The sequence below is a fragment of the Cupriavidus sp. 05N39 genome, assembly GCF_056397325.1.
The window spans coordinates 25280-43489 of the sequence record NZ_JBFTNE010000036.1 but is presented as its reverse complement, the minus strand read 5'-3'; the positions used below and the strand labels follow the sequence as shown (position 1 = coordinate 43489).

Sequence of the window (18210 nt, the reverse complement as noted above, 5' to 3'; positions counted from 1 at the left end):
GCACACCGGCGCGCCGTTCCGCCGTCGCTCTTGTTACGATTGCGCCATCTGAACAACGGAGTGCTCATGGGCGCGATCGTCAATAGTGTGGCCTACCGGGGCGGCAAGCGGGTGGGCGACGTGGCCGTGGACGAAATCAGCGAGTCACTCGCCGTGCCCGGCACCTTTGTGTGGCTGGGACTGCACGAACCGGACCTGGCGCTGCTGCGCAAGGTGCAGCAGGAGTTCGGCCTGCACGACCTGGCGGTGGAGGATGCCCTGGACGCGCACCAGCGGCCCAAGCTGGAAACCTACGGCGACTCCATCTTCATCGTGCTCAACACCGCCCAGCTGGTGGACGAGGAAGTGGTGGTGGGCGAGACCCACCTGTTCGTCGGTCCCAACTATGTGATATCGGTCCGCCACGGCGTGAGCAGCAGCTACGCGCCGGTGCGCGAGCGCTGCGAGAGCGATCCGCGCGCGCTGGCCAACGGCCCGGGCTATGTGCTCTACGCACTGATGGATTTCGTGGTCGATCACTACATGCCCATCGTCACCCGGCTCGAGGACGCCTTCGAGCGGCTTGAGGAAGGCATTTTCCGCGACGAGTTCGACCGCGCCGCGATCGAACGCCTGTACCACATCAAGCGCCAGGTGCTGCGCCTGCGCAATGCGGTTTACCCGATCGAGGAAATCTGCGGGCAACTGATCCGCTTGCACGAGGAGCTGGTGCCCAAGGAACTGCGCGCGTACTTCCGCGATATCGCGGACCATGCCAGCCGCCTGGTGCGCACCCTCGACGTGGTGCGCGAGATGCTGACCACCGCGGTGCAGGTGAATCTGGCGCTGGTCACCGTGGGCCAGAACGAGGTGGTCAAGCGCCTTGCCGGCTGGGGCGCCATCCTGGCCATTCCCACGGTGGTGTTCAGCCTGTACGGCATGAACTTCAGCTTCATGCCTGAGCTGCAGTTCCACTATGCGTATCCGGTGGTGGTCGGTGTGACGGTGCTGGCCTGCGGCGGCCTCTGGCGCAAGCTGCACAAGTCGGGCTGGATCTGAGGCGCGTGGCGCGGCCGCCCGGCCGCCGGCACCACGCCGGCCGGCAGCCCACGGGGGCCGCCGCGACTCCGGTCACACCGCCTTCCTCGCTTCCCCCTCCCGCTTCCCGATGCTTTGGCGGCACGCCATGCCATGTTTATGGGATTCCCTCCTTCCGGCGCGCTGGATAGTCTGGCCCCCGGTCCGCGCCCGTGCGTGGGCCGGGTTGGCGTGGGTCGCGCCACCGGACGCGCCATGGCGCGGCAAACAAGGTCACTAGAACACAAGAAGTGCAGCATCCATTCTCGGGGGGGAGAAATCCAATGAAGCTTCAATTTCAGACATTCGGGGTCGCGCTGAGCGGCGCGGCGCTGCTGGCGCTGGCCGCCTGCGGCGGCGGAAGCAGCGATAGCGCCAGCAGCGGTTCCACCAGCGACAAGCCGGTCGTGGCCGTGGCCGCGTCCGCGGTGACTGGCACGGCCGCCACCGGCGCCGCCCTCGCCAACGCCAAGGTGGCCATTACCGACAGCGCGGGCGCCTCGCCCTGCCAGGAAGCCGCGGTCACCACCAGCGCGCTGGGCACCTACACCTGCACCCTGAAGACGGGCGTGGTGGCGCCGTTCTTCGTGGTCGTCACGGACCCCACCGGCAACACCGCCCCGCTGGTCAGTGTGAGCACCGTCACGCCGGCCGCCGGCGCCAAGCTGACGCTCAACGCCACGCCGTTGACCACGGCCATCGTGGCGCAACTCGCCGCCGACGGCAATCCGCTGACTGTCGTCAGTGGCAAGACGGTGGACGCCGCCGCCTTGCAAAAGGTCACCGCCAATGTGGTCGCGCAGCTCGCCAGCGTGCTCGCCGCCATCGGAGCGCCCGCCAGCTACGATCCGTTCTCGACCGCCATTACCGCTGCCACGGCGGCCGGCGTGGGCAATACCGCCGACCAGGTGCTCGACATCGTCAAGGTGGTCACGGACCCGGCCACCGGCAAGCTGGCGCTGACCACCGTCGACAACCCGACGCCCATAGCCATTGCTACCGCCACCAGCACCGGCGGCACGCTCGCCGCGCCGCCCGCCGCCGTCGCGGCCCTGCCGCAGGCCGCACAGGCCGTCGCCAAGGGGCTCTCGGCCTGCTTCGCGCTGCCCGTCGCGCAGCGCGTGACGTCCTCCAATGCCAACCTGAGCGCGTCGCAGGGCGGCCCGGAGGTCGACGGGGTGGCGTCCGCATGCCAGAACATCGCTGCCGACAGCAGCAACGCAGCCGGTATCGATTTCCTGCAAAACGGCTTCTACTTCGGGCAATTGCTCTACGGCATCCTGACCAGCGATACCATGACGGGCGCACAGTTCAGCGTGCCGGAAATCATGGCGTTCTATCCCGCCGCGTCGACGGCCTCGGGGCGTGACGAAGCCATCTTCAACATCCGGTACCTGGACGCCGGCGGCAACCCCGGCAACATCATCACGACGGCACGCAATATCGCCAACGGCGCGACCAGCGCGCATCCCTCGAACTGGTGGCTGGTCGGCAACCAGCAGCCCGTCGATGTGACCGTCAAGCTCCAGATCCGGCGTGTCGAACAGCTCAACCCCGGCTTCAGCAAGAACAACAATAACTACAGCCACTTCCAGAGCGGCATCCAGTTCATGATCAACGCCACGGGCCCGGGCAGCGTCGTCAACAACGCCCCCCTGAGCTATGCGCGCGTGACCGGGCCCGGCTTGCCGAGCAATGGCATTGTCTATATTGCGCCGGTCCCGGCCGAAGTAGGCCAGACCTACATGGACGTGAGCAACAAGACCGGTACGGTGCCCGTCACCGCCCAGTGCGGCAACGAGTTCAGCCCGCCCTCGCCGTCGTACAACTGCCCGAACTTCTGGTTCTCGCGGACTGCGGGCCTCAGCGGCAGCGCGGCCAGCACGCTGGCGGGCAATCCCGCCGGCCTGGCGTGGGCGCAAGCAGCGGACAACGCCGATGCCTCCAAGGTGGTCAAGGGTGCGAAGTACCGCATCGAGCTGTTCCATGGCACCAACACCACGCCGACCTACAGCTACAACAAGACCCTGCTGAGCGACCTCGTGCCGGCCACCCAAGGGGTGAACCTGCCGTGGAACACGCTGGGCAGTCAGTCGCTGGCCGCGCTGGACCCGTCCAACGCCAGCCTGGCTGGCGCGCAGACGTCGCTGACGGCGGACTGGGTGCAGAATGTCTCCGCCCAGCAGATCGGCAGCGTTGCCGTCTCGGTCGACAGCAACGGCACCTGGAGCACATCCATGCCAGCGCCCAAGGGCGCGACCTCGATCGTGGTCAATGCGGCGGTGCCGGCCTTCTCGGCCAATACCACGCGCGGCCTGCTGTTCGGGTACCGGATGCTGGACAACAGCAACAAGTCGGTGGTCTACACCTACAACTGATTCCAGGAATCAGGCGCTCCTGACGCGGCCGGCGCCACAGCCGGCTTCGGCGTCCTGCATAGCCCCGCAAGGCCAAAAGGCCTGCGGGGCCTTTTTTTCGCCCCGGCACGCCGCGCCACGGCCGCGGAGGAGGCTGCAGCGCACTTGCGCGCCGTCTTTACGCGATCTTTATATCTTCTTTACACCCCCGCCTCCCCTCTCTACCCCGTTTTTACCGCGCCATCCCTAATCTGCCATCTGTGAATCACTCACGGTGTGTTGCCATGGACGGGATCTATTTCATTGGTTTGTTGCTGTTCGGTGCGCTGACTGGCGCACTGCTGGCCTTATGCGCCGCGCTGGGAAGCAAACCGCCCGGCGCGGCCGAGGGGCCGGGCGCGGAGGGTGCCGAAGTGCGCCGCAAGGACAGCGCCACCGACAGGAGGCTGTGATGGACTGGGCTGACCTGCTGGGCGGCGTGCTCGCCGTCGCTGTTTTTATCTACCTCCTGATCGCCCTGTTCCGGCCGGAGAAATTCTGATGTCAACCGAATTCCTGGGACTTCTGGTCCTCTACCTGGCTATCCTGCTGGCGCTCGCGCCCTTCGTGGGGCGCTATATCCGCCGCGCGATGGAGGACGAGCGCTACCTCGCCACAGCCTGGGGCCGACCGCTGGAGCGCGTGCTGTACCGCGTGGCCGGCGTGCGCGCCAATGCCGAGATGGGCTGGAAGCAGTACGCCGTCGCGGTCATCGCCTTCAATATGCTGGGCGTGGTGGCCGTCTACGTGCTGCAGCGCGTGCAGGTCTGGCTGCCGCTCAACCCGCAAGGCTTTGGCGCCGTCACGCCGGACTCCGCCTTCAACACAGCCGTCAGCTTCGTCTCCAACACGAACTGGCAGGGCTATGCGGGCGAATCCACCATGAGCTACCTGACGCAGATGCTGGCGCTCACAGTGCAGAACTTCTTCTCGGCGGCCACCGGCATCGCCGTGGTATTCGCGCTGATCCGCGGCTTCGCGCGGCAGAGTGCAACCACCATCGGCAACTTCTGGGTGGACATGACGCGCTGCACGCTCTACGTGCTGGTGCCGATCTCCGCCGCCATCGCGCTGGCGCTGGTCAGCCAGGGCGTGATCCAGAATTTCGACAGCTATAAGGAAGTCACGCTGGTGACGCCGGTCGAGTACAGCCAGCCCAAGGTGGACGCAGCCGGCCAGCCCGTGCTCGACGCCAAGGGCGCGCCCGTGACGGAGGCCATGAAGACCGACAAGCAGACGCTGGCAATGGGCCCGGTGGCTTCGCAGGAAGCCATCAAGATGCTCGGCACCAATGGCGGCGGCTTCTTCAACGCCAACTCGGCCCATCCCTACGAGAACCCGACGGAGCTCGCCAACCTGATCCAGATGCTGGCCATCTTCCTGATTCCGGCGGCCTTGTGCTTCACCTTCGGCGAGATGGTCAAGGACCGCCGCCAGGGCGTTGCGATCCTGGCCTCGATGGCGGTGATCTTTATCGTCATGGCGTGCGTGGCGGCGCTCTCCGAGCAGATGGCCAACGCCGCGCTGGCGGGATTGCCGATCGACCACGCGGCCAGCGCGTTGCAGGCCGGCGGCAATATGGAAGGCAAGGAAACGCGCTTCGGCATTGCCGCCACCGCGTTGTTCGCCACCATCACCACGGCGGCATCGTGCGGCGCGGTCAACGCCATGCATGACTCCTTCACCGCCATCGGCGGCCTGGTGCCGATGCTGCTGATGCAGCTTGGCGAGGTGGTGTTCGGCGGCGTCGGCTCGGGCCTGTACGGCATGCTGGTGTACGCGGTGCTGGCGGTGTTCATCGCAGGATTGATGATCGGCCGCACGCCGGAGTACCTGGGCAAGAAGATCGAGACCTACGAGATGAAGATGACTGCCGTGGCGATCCTCGTCACGCCCTTGCTGGTGCTCCTGGGCACGGCGGTGGCGGTGATGGTGGAGCCGGGCCGCGCCGGTGTGTTCAACCCTGGCACGCACGGCTTCTCGGAAATCCTCTATGCGTTCTCGTCGGCCGCCAACAACAACGGCAGCGCCTTTGGCGGCTTATCGGCCAACACCCCCTTCTACAACGTGGCGCTGGCCGCGGCGATGTGGTTCGGGCGCTTCTGGATCATCGTGCCGATTCTCGCCATGGCGGGTTCGCTGGCGGCCAAGCGCCGGCTTCCGGTCACCGGCGGCACCATGCCCACGCACGGTCCCCTGTTTGTGGTGCTGCTGGTTGGCTCGGTGCTGATGGTGGGCGCGCTGACCTATATCCCGGCGCTCGCGCTGGGTCCGGTGGCGGAGCAATTGCAGCCCCCCGCGGTGACGGCGGCGGGCAAGTGACGGAGCGCCTGCCGCGCGGCGACCCGCGCGGCATGGCGAGGCAGCAAACCAGCAAGCAATGAGGGCTGCCGTCCGCGCAGGCGGCGCCGGCCCTCAAGAAAAGCGTATCAGCGTATTGCGGAGAAACGCATGCAACAAGAATCCATGGTGACGCGCGGCAAGACTGCCGGCGCGGCACCGGCAAACACGACGCCGGCGACCAGCGTGGCCACGCCGGCCCACGGATCCGGCAAGGGCGGCGGCCATCATCGTCCGGCGCGCGGCGGCATGTTCGCGCCCGAGCTGGTCAAGCCGGCCCTGCTCGACTCGGTGAAGAAGCTCTCGCCGCGCGACCAGTTGCGCAACCCGGTGATGTTCGTGGTCTACGCGGGCAGCATCCTGACCACTATCCTGTTTTTCCGTGCCTTGTTCGCGCCAGCTACGGCGGGCGGCGAGAGCGCCGGCTTCATCCTTGCGGTATCGGTGTGGCTGTGGTTCACCGTGCTGTTCGCCAACTTTGCCGAAGCGCTGGCCGAAGGGCGCAGCAAGCAGCAGGCCGAGGCGCTGCGCGGGCTCAAGACCACGGTCACCGCCAAGCTGATCAAGGAAGGCCGGCGCGACTACCGCGCCGCCGGCGCCACGGAGCCGCGCGGCGCCGCCGCGCTGCGCCGTGGCGACGTGGTGCTGGTCGAGGCCGGCGACATGGTGCCTGGCGACGGCGATGTGATCGAAGGCGTGGCCTCGGTGGACGAGAGCGCCATCACCGGCGAATCGGCGCCGGTGATCCGCGAGTCGGGCGGAGATTTCTCTTCAGTCACGGGCGGCACGCGCGTGCTGTCCGACTGGATCGTGGTGCGCATCACCACCAATCCGGGCGAGAGCTTTATCGACCGCATGATCACCATGGTCGAAGGCGCCAAGCGCCAGAAGACGCCCAACGAACTGGCGCTGACCATCCTGCTGGTCGGGCTGACCATCGTGCTGCTGCTGGCCACCGCCACGCTGCAGCCGTTCTCGGTGTTCAGCGTACTCGTGGCCAAGGCCGGCATGCCGGTCACCATCACCGTGCTGATCGCGCTGTTGGTGTGCCTGATCCCGACCACCATCGGTGGCCTGCTGTCGGCCATCGGCGTGGCGGGCATGAGCCGCATGATGGAAGCCAATGTGATCGCCACCTCGGGCCGCGCGGTGGAAGCCGCGGGCGACGTGGACGTGCTGCTGCTCGACAAGACCGGCACCATCACGCACGGCAACCGCCAGGCCTCGCGCTTTATCGCCGCGCCCGGCGTGTCGGCGCAGCAACTGGCCGAAGCCGCCTGGCTGTCGTCGCTGGCCGACGAAACGCCGGAAGGCCGCAGCATCGTGACGCTGGCGCGCCAGCAGGCCGGCGCGGCTACGCCCGATATCAGCGCGCTGCGCCCGATCTTCGTGCCGTTCACCGCGCAGACCCGCATGAGCGGCGTGGATGCCGGCGGCCGCAGCGTGCGCAAGGGCGCCGCCGATGCCGTGCGCAAGTATGTGACCGAGCGCGCCGGCAAGTTCCCCGACGCGGTGATGCAGGCCGTGGATGATGTGGCGCGCGCCGGCAGTACGCCGCTGGTGGTGGCGGAATCCAGCGCCGATGGCGAGAACGTGCGCGTGCTCGGCGTGGTCGAGCTCAAGGACATCGTCAAGGCCGGCATCCGCGAGCGCTTCGGCGAGCTGCGCAAGATGGGCATCAAGACCGTGATGATCACCGGCGACAACCGCCTGACCGCGGCGTCGATCGCCGCCGAGGCCGGCGTCGATGACTTCCTTGCCGAAGCCACGCCCGAAGCCAAGCTCAAGCTGATCCGCGACTACCAGGCCGAAGGCCGCCTGGTGGCGATGACCGGCGACGGCACCAACGACGCCCCCGCGCTGGCGCAGGCCGATGTGGCCGTGGCGATGAACAGCGGCACGCAGGCGGCCAAGGAAGCCGGCAATATGGTCGACCTCGACAGCAATCCGACCAAGCTGATCGAGATCGTCGAGATCGGCAAGCAGATGCTGATGACGCGCGGCTCGCTGACCACCTTCAGCGTGGCCAACGACGTGGCGAAGTATTTCGCCATTATCCCGGCCGCCTTCGCCACCACGTATCCGCAGCTCAACCAGCTCAACGTGATGGGTTTGTCGACGCCGGCCTCGGCCATCTTGTCGGCGGTGATCTTCAACGCGCTGATCATCGTGGTGCTGATTCCGCTGGCCTTGCGCGGCGTGGTGTACCGCCCGCTCGGCGCCGCCGTGCTGCTGCGGCGCAACCTGCTGGTGTATGGGCTGGGCGGCATCCTGGTTCCGTTCGTCGGCATCAAGGTGATCGACATGATCCTGGCGCTGTTCGGCTGGGTCTGAGCGCGTCGAACGCGTGGCATGTTAACGGAGCAATCAATGAATACGAAAGTCCAGACCGCGCAGCCTGTTGCGCCCATCCAGGGTGGCCTGCTGCGGCCCTTGCTGACGGTGTTTGTCGTGCTGTCGGCCGTCACCGGGCTGTTGTATCCCGGCGTGATCACCGGCATTTCGAGTGCGGTGTTTCCGCATGAGGCGGCAGGCTCGCTGATCGTCAAGGACGGCAAGGCCGTTGGTTCGGAACTGATCGGCCAGCCGTTCTCTGACCCCAGGTACTTCTGGGGCCGCTTGTCGGCTACCGCGCCCATGCCGTATAACGCGGCAGCATCCGCCGGCTCCAACCTCGGCCCGAGCAATCCTGCGCTGACCGATGCGGCGCGTGGCCGCATCGAAGCGCTGCGCGAGGCCGATCCCGGCAACCAGGCGCCGGTACCGGTGGATCTGGTGACCGCTTCAGGCAGCGGGCTCGATCCGCACATCAGCCCGGCCGCGGCGCAGTATCAGGCGCCACGCGTGGCCCGGCTGCGCGGCCTGCCCCTGGAGCGCGTGCAGGCGCTGATTGCGGCGAACACGGACGGGCCGCTGCTGGCGGTGATGGGCGATCCGGTGGTGAATGTGCTGAAGCTGAATCTCGCGCTGGATGGCGAGAAGCGGTGAGGTTGGGGGGCCATTGGCGCGCTGGCAATGCCCGCTGGTTTGCGCCCCTCTCCAGGAGGGGAGAGCGAGTGACAGCCGTCGGCATGGCAAACGGTTCTTGCGCACCAGGCGTGGCACAATCGTTTGTATCCATCCCTCTCCCGGGCAATGACCCCCACCATGCCTGACACCGCCACGCGCGACGCCCCCGGCCGGCCCGATCCCGATGCCTTGCTGCAACGCATGCAGGAGGAGGGCGAGCGCGCCGCACGCGGCAAGCTGCGTGTGTATTTCGGCGCTTCCGCCGGCGTCGGCAAGACCTTCGCCATGCTGACCGCCGCGCGGGCGCTGCGCGAGCAAGGCAGCGACGTGGTGATCGGCGTGGTGGAAACCCACGGTCGCGCCGAGACCGAGGTGCTGATCGTGGGGCTGGAGCGGCTGCCGATGAAGGCCATGCCGCATCACAAGCTCGACGACCACGTGCTGCACGAGTTCGACCTGGACGGCGCCCTGGCCCGGCGCCCGGCGCTGATCCTGGTCGACGAGCTGGCGCATTCCAACGCGCCCGGCAGCCGTCACCCCAAGCGCTGGCAGGACATCGAGGAACTGCTGTCGGCCGGCATCGATGTCTGGACCACCGTCAATGTCCAGCATCTGGACAGCCTCAACGAGGCGGTGGGCGGCATCACCGGCATCCGCGTGTGGGAGACCGTGCCCGACACGGTGTTCGACGACGCCGACGAAGTCATCCTGGTGGACCTGCCCGCCGACGAACTGCTGCGGCGGCTGCGCGACGGCAAGGTCTACCTGCCGGAACAGGCACGGACCGCGGCCAGCAACTTCTTCCGCAAGGGCAACCTGATCGCGCTGCGCGAACTGGCGCTGCGCCGCACCGCCGACCGCGTCGACGACGATGTGCGCGCCTACCGGCACGCCGAATCGATCCGCCCGGTGTGGCGCACGCGCGAAGCGGTGCTGGCCTGCATCGGCACGGGCGACGATGCGGCGCAGGTGGTCAAGAGCGCGCGCCGGCTGGCCGGGCAGCTCGATTGCGACTGGCATGTGGTGACGGTGGCCACGCCGCGGCTGGCGCGGTTCGCCGAACAGGAGCGCGCGAACATCGAGGAGGCGATGCGGCTGGCCGAAGAGCTCGGCGCGCGCACCGAGACCCTGGCCGGCAGCGATATCGTGCAGGCGGTGGCGGGCTATGTGCGGCGCCACAATCTCACCAAGGTAGTGGTCGGGCGTGCGCCAGGAACCTGGCACCATAGTGGCGGCAGCCCGCTGGCGCGCGCGCGGGAGCTGCTGGCACTGGGCCTGTCGCCGTTCCTGGGCGCGCGCGCCTGGCTGTTCGGGCGCCATAGCTTTGCCGATTCGCTGGCGCTCGGCTGCCCGGAGATCGATGTGATCCGTGTCGCCGCCGATGCCATGGGCGCCGACACGCGCGGCCGTGCGCAACCGGTGTCCGGGCGCGCCGACGTGCGCGAGGATCCGGCGCGCAATGACGACAGCAGCGCGGTGGCGCGCCGCATCGACTACCTGTGGGCGGTTGCGTGGTGCGGCGGCGCCAGCTTGTTGTCGGCGCTGACGCGGCCTTGGTTCGACCTGGTCAATATCGCGATGTTGTTCCTCGCGGCGGTGGTCGGCGTGGCGCTGCGCCACGGCCGCGGCCCTGCCGCGCTGGCCTCGGTGCTATCGGTGGCGGCTTTCGATTTCTTCTTCGTGCCGCCGCGCATGTCCTTCGCGGTCAGCGACGTGCAATACCTGGTGACGTTCGTGGTGATGCTGGCGGTGGGCCTGGTGATCGGCCAGCTGACAGCCGGGCTGCGTGAGCAGGCCCAGGTTTCGGTTGAGCGCGAGACCGATGCCCGCACCCTCTATGAGCTGGCGCGCGAGTTGTCCGCCGCGCTGATGCCAGAGCAGATCATCGAGATCAGCGGCCGCTTCCTGCACGCCGCGCTGGGGGCGCGTTCGGCGTTCTTCCTGGTGTCGCCCAAGGGGCGGCTGATGCCGCCGGTAATCGATCCCGCGCAGCGCGGCAGCGACGCCATCGACCCGGTGCTGGCGCAATGGGTATTCGATCATGGCCAGCCCGCAGGCACCGGCACCCACACGCTGCCGGGCAGCACCGTACTCTACCTGCCGCTCAAGGCGCCGATGCAGACGCGCGGCGTGCTGGCGGTGGAGCCGCAGGAGTGGCGCGCCTTCGCGCGGCCCGAGCGGCGCCGGCAGATCGATGTGTTCGCCACGCTGATCGCGATCGCCATCGAGCGCCTGCATTATGTGGAGGTGGCGCAGCAGGCGCTGGTGTCGATGGAGTCGGAGCGGCTGCGCAGCTCGCTGCTGGCCGCCGTCTCGCACGATCTGCGCACGCCGCTGACCAGCCTGATCGGCATGGCCGAAACCATGCAGCGCACCGAACCGCCGCTGCCTCCGCCGCTGTCCGAAACCGTGGACGCGATGCGCGAGCAGGCCCTGCGCATGCGTACCATGGTGGTCAACCTGCTCGACATGGCGCGCCTGCAAAGCCGCGATGTACGCATGCAGAAGGAGTGGCAATCGCTTGAAGAGCTGGTGGGCGCGGCGCTGGCCGGCATGCGCGACGCGCTCTCGCGGCACCGCGTGTCGGTGGCCGATCTGTCGGCGTTGCCGCTGGTGGAGTGCGACGCGGTGCTGATGGAGCGGGTGCTGTGCAACCTGCTGGAGAATGCCGCCAAGTACACGCCGCCGGGCACCGGCATCCGCATTGCCGGCGAGGTGGCTGACGCGGAGGTGCGGCTCGTGGTGGAGGACGACGGCCCCGGCGTGCCGCGCGGACAGGAGCTGTCGATCTTCCAGAAATTCACGCGCGGCGAGCGCGAGTCGGCCACCGCCGGCGTGGGCCTGGGGCTCGCCGTTTGCGAAGCCATCGTGCAGGCGCACGGCGGGCGCATCTGGGTGGAAAGCGCCGGCGTGGCGCGTGCCGGTGGCACGCAGGGTACCGGCGCGCGATTCGTGGTGGCGCTGCCGCGCGGCAATCCGCCGGCGATCGAGCCGGAGCCGCCCGAGCTCGCGCACGAAGCAGCAAACAAGGAATCCAACCGAAATGACGTTTGAATTTTCGCCCACGGTATTGCTGGTCGAAGACGAGCCGCATATCCGGCGTTTCGTGCGCGAGGCATTGCAGGCGGAGGGCTGCACCGTGCATGAGGCCGAGACGCTCAAGCGCGGCCTGATCGATGCCGGCACGCGCCAGCCCGACGTGGTGATCCTCGACCTGGGCCTGCCCGACGGCGACGGCATGACGCTGATCCGCGAGATGCGCACCTGGACCGAAGTACCGGTGCTGGTGCTGTCGGCGCGCACCGGCGAAGCCGACAAGATCGCCGCGCTCGATGCCGGCGCCGACGACTACCTGACCAAGCCCTTCGGCGTGGGCGAGCTGATCGCGCGCGTGCGCGTGCTGCTGCGCCGGCATGCCAAGATCAATCCGCAAGGCACGCCGCTGGTTACCTTTGGCGAAGTGCGGATCGACCTGGCCAACCGGGTAGTCACGCGCGCCGGCGACGACGTGCATCTCACGCCGATCGAATACCGCCTGCTGGCCGTACTGATCGCGCATCGCGGCAAGGTGATGACGCATCGCGAGCTGCTGCGTGAAGTGTGGGGGCCCGCGCATTCCGAGAGCAGCCATTACTTGCGGGTGTACATGGGGCACCTGCGGCACAAGCTGGAAACCGATCCCGCGCAGCCTTCGCATCTGATGACGGAGGTGGGGGTGGGGTACCGGTTCGTGGGGTGACAGGGCGGCCGTACGCAACAGGTTTGAAATCACTGAAAAAACTGACAAAAGCTGACATGGCCCGGGGAAGCGAAAAAGCCCGGTCGGCGGTGGGATATAGTCATGCCCTTTCCGCCAAACGCCAGCTGAGGGGGCAATGGTTCGGCTCTTCCTGATTGTTCTCTTGTGCTGGGTGGGCCAGTCCGCGGCATGGGCGGAAGTGCGTTTGCCGCAGTCGGGGGAGGTCTCCCTTGGCCAGCATTGGGAACTGCTGCGCGATCCGCAGGATGCGCTGACCGTGGCGCAGCTATCCCGGCCCGAGACCGCGGCCGCCTTCCAGCCCCAGGACTCGCCTCCCGCCCTTGGTTACGTGAAGGGGACCGTCTGGCTGCGCATCACCCTGACGCGGCCGGCGCAAGCCGCACCGATATGGCTGCTGCAGTTGCGCTCGGCGCTGCTGGACGACGTCACCCTGTTCCTGCCGCAGCGTGGGGGCGGGTACGAGCAGCGGGTGGCTGGCGACAGGCAGCCGGTCGCGGGGCGTGACGTGAATTACCGCAGCCCGGTGTTCCGGCTCGACCTGCCGGCGGACCAGCCGGTCACCCTGTATCTGCGCGTGCGCAGTACCAGCACACTGAGCTTTCCCCTGGTGGTGTGGTCGCCAGAAGCGTTCATTTCCTTTATCGGCACCGAACTGCTTCTGTTTGGCTTGTTCTACGCGGCGCACCTGGTCTTGCTGATCACCAGCGTCTGGTTCTATTGGGTGACCCGCAATATTTCCTTCGGGCTGTTCAGTCTTACCGTGCTGGCCAATCTGTTTATTTCGCTGGGCGCCGAAGGTTTCACCTATCAGTATCTGCTGCGCGAATGGCCGCTTGCGAGCGAAACCCTTTACGTGCTGAGCTGGTTTTCCGTGACGCCACTTGGCGTCATGTTCACGGCGCACTATCACGGCCTGTTCGAGGCGCCCTGGCGGCGTTGGGCGGTCGGCTTCTCCCTGCTGACCTGGGGTGTGGCCCTGGTTTCGGCATCCTGGCTGCTCCTGGACAATGTCTGGTGGATACGTCCACTGGCCCTGCTGTGGGGTATCGCCATCATGGTGATACAGCTGATCGTTGCCACGGTGATGGCCTGGCGCGGCCAGAAGGCCGCGCGGGTGCTGGTGTTTGTCCTGGTTCTCCTGCTGGGCGGCACCGTGTTGCGCCTGGCGCGCAATGTCGGCTGGATCGATCCCGGCTCGTTCGTCGACAACGCCAACTACCTGGGCATGGTGGCTTTCCTGCTTATCATGAATTCGGCCATCAGCTGGCGATACACGGATATGCGGGCCGAAAAAGAAGCCGCGCAGGCCGAAGCCTTGCGCGTGGCCCATCAGGCCGAGCGCGATCTGGAACTCAAGGTTGCCCTGCGCACGCAGGCGCTCAGAGATGCCATGGCGCAGGTGGAGGCGTCCCTGTCGCTGGAGCGCCGGGCGCAGGAAGAGCAGCGGCAGTTCCTGTCCACGGTGTCGCATGAACTGCGCACGCCGCTGGCCGTGATCGATGCGACGGCCCAGAACCTGGACCTGGACGATGCCCACGATGATCCGCGGACCTCGGCCCGGTACCAGAAGATCCTGCGTGCCACGCAGCGCCTGACCATGCTGCTGAATGACTCGTTGCATGAGGATGGCTTCGAGCTGCTGCGGCATGGCTCCCGGCCTTCGCGCACCAGTCTGCCGGACTTGCTGGAGGATGCCGCGGCGGCAGCCCGTTTGCTTTCGGAGGGGCACCAGCTGGAGGTTGACGGGAGCCGCTTGCCGGAGGCCTTCCTGTGCGATGCCAGCCTGTTGCGGCTGGCGTTGCGCACGCTGGCCGACAATGCGGTGAAGTACACACCCGTGGGCAGCCGGGTGGTCCTGGGCGGCAGGTTGGTGGCCGCAGGCGTGGAGCTGGAGGTGCGGGACAACGGGCCGGGCATCGATCCGGCGGACCTGCCGCGCATATTCGATCGCTTTTATCGCGGCCAGAATGCCGGGCAGAAGCCCGGGACCGGGCTAGGCTTGTCGCTGGCCCGGCGCATGGTGGAAATGCAGGGCGGCACATTGGCTTTGGAAAGCATGCCGGGGCAGGGCTGTCGCGCGAGGATTTTCCTGCCGTCGGCGCAGCCGGGCCTGCAGGCCGGCAATCAGGCCAGCGAGATGGGCGCGGTGAACGTGTAGCCTTTCCGGTGGGCGGTCCTGAGCGGCAACTCAGTTCCCGATTCGCTCCGCCAGCGCTGCCGGAGACGGCTGACCATGGTTTCCAGCCGGCGTTCGTCGTAGCTTAGCCAGTCGAAGCCGAAGCCTTCGGCGATCTGGCGGCGATTGACGGGCTGGGCCGGGTTGCGTGCCAGCATCTCGAGCAATTTGCTCTCATTGGAGGAGACGGCCAGGCGGTCTCCGGCCGGCGCGACCAGCGTGCAGGCCTGGCGGTCGAGCCGCCAGTTGGCAATCACCCGGCGGCTCAGGGCGCGAAGGATGGCGTCGAATTCCAGCAGTTTGACGGGCTTGACCAGATAGTGGTCCGCCCCGCCGTTCAGGCCGTGGATCTTGTCCTGCGATTCGCCGCGGGCCGTGAGCATGACGATGCCGCAGCCGGGCCGTTCCTGTCTTAGCCGGCTTGCCGCATCAAAACCGGTTCCGTCGGGCAGCATGACATCGATGACGGCAATTTCCGCCTGCGCGGCCAGCGGCAGGAATTCCGCCAGGCTGCCTGCCTGGCTTACCATCCAGCCGCGCTTTTGCAGGAAAGCCGCCAGTTCCTCGCGTAGCTCGATCTCATCCTCGAGCAAGATGACATTGCCCATCCCAATACCTTGCAGCGGTTACCTTAAATGATCGTGGCCAGGGCAGGTTTCAGCCTGCTCCTGCGATATTACGGTAAGAATGGGTGGAATCTTAACCCCTGGGCTGCATCTCTGCCTAATCGACCCTGCCCCCGCTGCGAGGCCCGCTCACAACTGACCGCTCACCACACGCCAAAGAACACGCCCGCCTGCTTATACACATTGGTCTTCGCCGCCACTTCCGCACTGCTGACCGTGGTGCGTGGCTTCAGCGTGCAGAACCATTCCAGCAGATGCCCCCGCATGGCCGAGCGGATCGGCTCATGGCCGGCATCCCCGCCCAGGTCGAAGAACTCATCGGGGTCGCGCTCCAGGTCGAACAGCTGCGGGCGGAAGCCCTGCCAGTGAACATACTTCCAGCGGGCGTTGCGGACCATCCAGGCTCGGCATTCGCCCGGGTGCCGGCCCAGCGCCACGCGCGCGCCGCGATAGGCGTAGTCCAGCTCCGACACCACGAAATCGCGCCACGGACCGGCGCTGCGCGCGCGCGTGAGATCCAGCAGCGAGCGGCCTTCGACGCGATGGTCGGCCGGCGGCAGGCCCAGGGCGTCCAGCACGGTCGGCACCACGTCCACGGCGGAGACCATGCGCGCATCGACGCTGCCGCGCGTGGCATCGGCGTCGGGCGATGGGTCGTAGACGATCAGCGGGATATTCTGCACGGTGTCGTAGAACTGCTCCTTCTCGCCGAGCCAGTGATCGCCGAGGAAGTCGCCGTGATCGGCGGTGAAGACGATCAGCGTATCTTCCCAGCGGCCCAGGCGTTCGAGCTGCTCCCACAGCTCGCCAAGCCGGTCGTCGATCTGCTGCACCAGCCCCTGATAGGCGGGGCGAACCGTGTCCGAGACTTCGCTGCGCATGAAGTTGGCGCATTCCTCCTGCGTGCGGTATGCGTCCAGCACCGGGTGCGGGTCCTCCAGCTCCGCGTCGTGGCGCTTGAGCGGCAGGCAGTCGTCCAGCGAGTAAGCCGCGTGGTAAGGCGCCGGTGCCATATAGGGCCAGTGCGGCTTGACCAGCGAGAGATGCAGTACCCACGGATCGTCGCCACGCGTGGCGATGTACTGCATGGCCTGGCCTACCGTATAGGCCGTCTCCGAATGCGGCTCCGCCACGCGCGCCGGCAGGCCTGCATTGCGCATCTGCCAGCCCGACACGATCTCGCCCTGCGCGTTCTCCGCGCTGATCACGTAATCGGTCCAGGGATCGGCGCTGTCGTAGCCCTGCTGGCGCAGCCAGTCGGCATAGGCGCCGCGGGGCTCGGCATGATGGCCGTCATGACGGTCGACTTCGACAAAATGCCCGCTGCGCAGCAGCGTTTCCAGCTCGCTGCCGCCGTCGAGGTGCAGGCGTTTCATGTTGGCGTTGTCGGGCATGACGTGGGTCTTGCCGGCGAGCGCCAGTGAGCGGTGACTGTCCTTCAGGTACTCGCCCAGCGTCACTTCGCCGACCGACAGCGGCACGCGATTCCAGGTGGCGCCGTGGCTGCTGGGGTAGCGGCCGGTGTAGAAGCTCATGCGGCTCGGGCCGCACACGCCGGAGGTGACGAAGGCCTTGGTGAAGCGCACGCCGCGCGCGGCGAGGGCGTCGATGTTCCTGGTGCGCAGGGTGGGGTGGCCGTAGCAGGTCAGGTGGTCCTGACGCAACTGGTCGCACATGATGAAGAGGGTGTTTCTCGTGGACATGGCTTTCCTGACGATCTGCCTGGGGTCGGACGATTGCCGCCCGACCCGGATTCCATCAACTCAACAAATAACAGAATGGGATTCGACGATGACTACATCAGTCAAGAAGATGATATTGATCTGATGAATAATCATGGCGATATTTTCTGGGGGGATTTTCAGTCTCCCGTATAACCGGATGCCTTGACCACCGGCCCCCAGCGCCCTGCGTCCGCCGCCAGCACCTTCCCGAACTGCTCCGCGCTCCCGGTCAGCGGCTCCAGTCCCAGCTTCAGGAAGCGCTCCTTCAGGTCTCCTGACTGCACCGCGTGCACAATCGCCGCGTTCAGCCGGTCGATGGCCGCCTTCGGCAAGCCAGCCGGCGCCAGGAAGCCGTACCTGCCTACGCCCTCGATATCCTTATAGCCAAGCTCGGTAAACGTGGGCACATCCGGCAGCGCCACCGACCGCTGCGTTCCCGAACTCGCCAGCACGCGAATCTTTCCGGCCCGGTGCATCTCGGTCAGGTCGGCCAGCGTATCGACCGACGCCGGCACCTGCCCGCCCACCAGCGCATTCATCAGCGGTGCCGAGCCATTGAACGGCACATGCAGCATCTCGACGCCCACCTGCCTGCCGACCAGCAAGCCAAAGAAGTGCGGGATGCTGCCAAGCGCCGGCGACGCGTACGAGTTGTTCTTCGCAGGATTGGCCTTGAGCCAGTCGATGTACTCCTTCAGCGTCTTCGCCGTCGTGCCGGGGCCGGCGGCCAGCGCCAGCTGGAAGTTGGCGGCCTGCGCCACCGGGGTGAAGTCGCGCTGGATGTCGTAATTGAGCTTGCGGTAGACCAGCGGGGCGATGGTCATTACCGCCGAGTTGGCGATTACCAGCGTGTTGCCGTCGGCGGGCAGCGTGCGGGCGTAGTCCATCACCAGGCGGCCGCCGGCGCCGGGCTTGTTCTCGATGACCACGGTCTGCCTGAGCTCGTCGCGCAGCTTGTCGCCGATCAGGCGCGCGGCCAGGTCGGCGGTGCCGCCGGCGGGGTAGCCCACGAGGATGCGCAGAGGACGGTCGTTCTGGGCGCTGGCCGGTGCGCTGGGCAGGCAGGTGGCGGCCAGCACGGTCATGGTGGCGAGGGTGGGAACTAGCGCGCGCAGCAGTTTGG

At 67.1% G+C, this 18210-nt stretch carries 13 protein-coding genes; 10 read left to right on the top strand and 3 right to left on the bottom strand.

Going from position 1 to position 18210, the window contains the following annotated elements; translation table 11 throughout:
* Window positions 1-66 precede the first annotated feature (66 nt).
* The 10 genes from AC1DN0_RS18435 (at window position 67) to AC1DN0_RS18390 (ending at window position 14719) form a co-directional block, all read left to right on the top strand.
* Window positions 67-1038, top strand: a complete 972-nt coding sequence (locus tag AC1DN0_RS18435; protein WP_441631012.1) for a magnesium and cobalt transport protein CorA — start codon at window positions 67-69, stop codon at window positions 1036-1038.
* A 302-nt stretch (window positions 1039-1340) separates the two neighbouring features.
* Window positions 1341-3434 (top strand): hypothetical protein, encoded by a 2094-nt coding sequence (locus tag AC1DN0_RS18430; protein ID WP_477103968.1) that lies wholly within the window; start codon window positions 1341-1343, stop codon window positions 3432-3434.
* Window positions 3435-3697: 263 nt separating this feature from the next.
* Entirely contained in the window at window positions 3698-3865 is a 168-nt protein-coding gene (locus AC1DN0_RS18425; RefSeq protein ID WP_200876704.1) for a hypothetical protein, read from the top strand.
* Window positions 3865-3954 (top strand): K(+)-transporting ATPase subunit F, encoded by a 90-nt coding sequence (gene kdpF / locus AC1DN0_RS18420; protein WP_006164365.1) that lies wholly within the window; start codon window positions 3865-3867, stop codon window positions 3952-3954. Before AC1DN0_RS18425 ends, kdpF begins: the two co-directional genes overlap by 1 nt.
* The gene (kdpA, locus tag AC1DN0_RS18415; RefSeq protein ID WP_441631016.1) at window positions 3954-5774 is read left to right on the top strand and encodes a potassium-transporting ATPase subunit KdpA; all 1821 of its coding nucleotides are present in this window, start codon (window positions 3954-3956) and stop codon (window positions 5772-5774) included. The genes kdpF and kdpA overlap by 1 nt, the downstream gene beginning before the upstream one ends.
* 129 nt (window positions 5775-5903) lie before the next feature.
* The gene (gene kdpB, locus AC1DN0_RS18410; protein ID WP_441631018.1) at window positions 5904-8126 is read left to right on the top strand and encodes a potassium-transporting ATPase subunit KdpB; all 2223 of its coding nucleotides are present in this window, start codon (window positions 5904-5906) and stop codon (window positions 8124-8126) included.
* 36 nt (window positions 8127-8162) lie between these two features.
* Window positions 8163-8780, top strand: coding sequence for a potassium-transporting ATPase subunit KdpC (gene kdpC, locus AC1DN0_RS18405; RefSeq protein ID WP_441631020.1), 618 nt, complete (start codon window positions 8163-8165; stop codon window positions 8778-8780).
* 159 nt (window positions 8781-8939) lie between these two features.
* Window positions 8940-11855, top strand: a complete 2916-nt coding sequence (locus AC1DN0_RS18400) for a DUF4118 domain-containing protein (protein WP_441631022.1) — start codon at window positions 8940-8942, stop codon at window positions 11853-11855.
* Entirely contained in the window at window positions 11845-12540 is a 696-nt protein-coding gene (kdpE, locus tag AC1DN0_RS18395) for a two-component system response regulator KdpE (RefSeq protein ID WP_441631024.1), read from the top strand. The genes AC1DN0_RS18400 and kdpE overlap by 11 nt, the downstream gene beginning before the upstream one ends.
* A 136-nt stretch (window positions 12541-12676) precedes the next feature.
* On the top strand, window positions 12677-14719 hold the full coding sequence (locus AC1DN0_RS18390; RefSeq protein ID WP_441631026.1) for a sensor histidine kinase: 2043 nt from the start codon (window positions 12677-12679) through the stop codon (window positions 14717-14719).
* Here the strand turns inward: AC1DN0_RS18390 and AC1DN0_RS18385 are convergent.
* The 3 genes from AC1DN0_RS18385 to AC1DN0_RS18375 form a co-directional block, all read right to left on the bottom strand.
* Window positions 14686-15345, bottom strand: coding sequence for a response regulator transcription factor (locus AC1DN0_RS18385; RefSeq protein ID WP_441631028.1), 660 nt, complete (start codon window positions 15343-15345; stop codon window positions 14686-14688). The two genes, AC1DN0_RS18390 and AC1DN0_RS18385, sit on opposite strands and share 34 nt — an antisense overlap.
* A gap of 161 nt (window positions 15346-15506) precedes the next feature.
* Complete coding sequence (locus tag AC1DN0_RS18380) at window positions 15507-17066, bottom strand: sulfatase-like hydrolase/transferase (protein WP_441631030.1); 1560 nt, start codon at window positions 17064-17066, stop codon at window positions 15507-15509.
* Between the two features lie 158 nt (window positions 17067-17224).
* On the bottom strand, window positions 17225-18172 hold the full coding sequence (locus tag AC1DN0_RS18375; protein ID WP_051648081.1) for a tripartite tricarboxylate transporter substrate-binding protein: 948 nt from the start codon (window positions 18170-18172) through the stop codon (window positions 17225-17227).
* Window positions 18173-18210 lie beyond the last annotated feature (38 nt).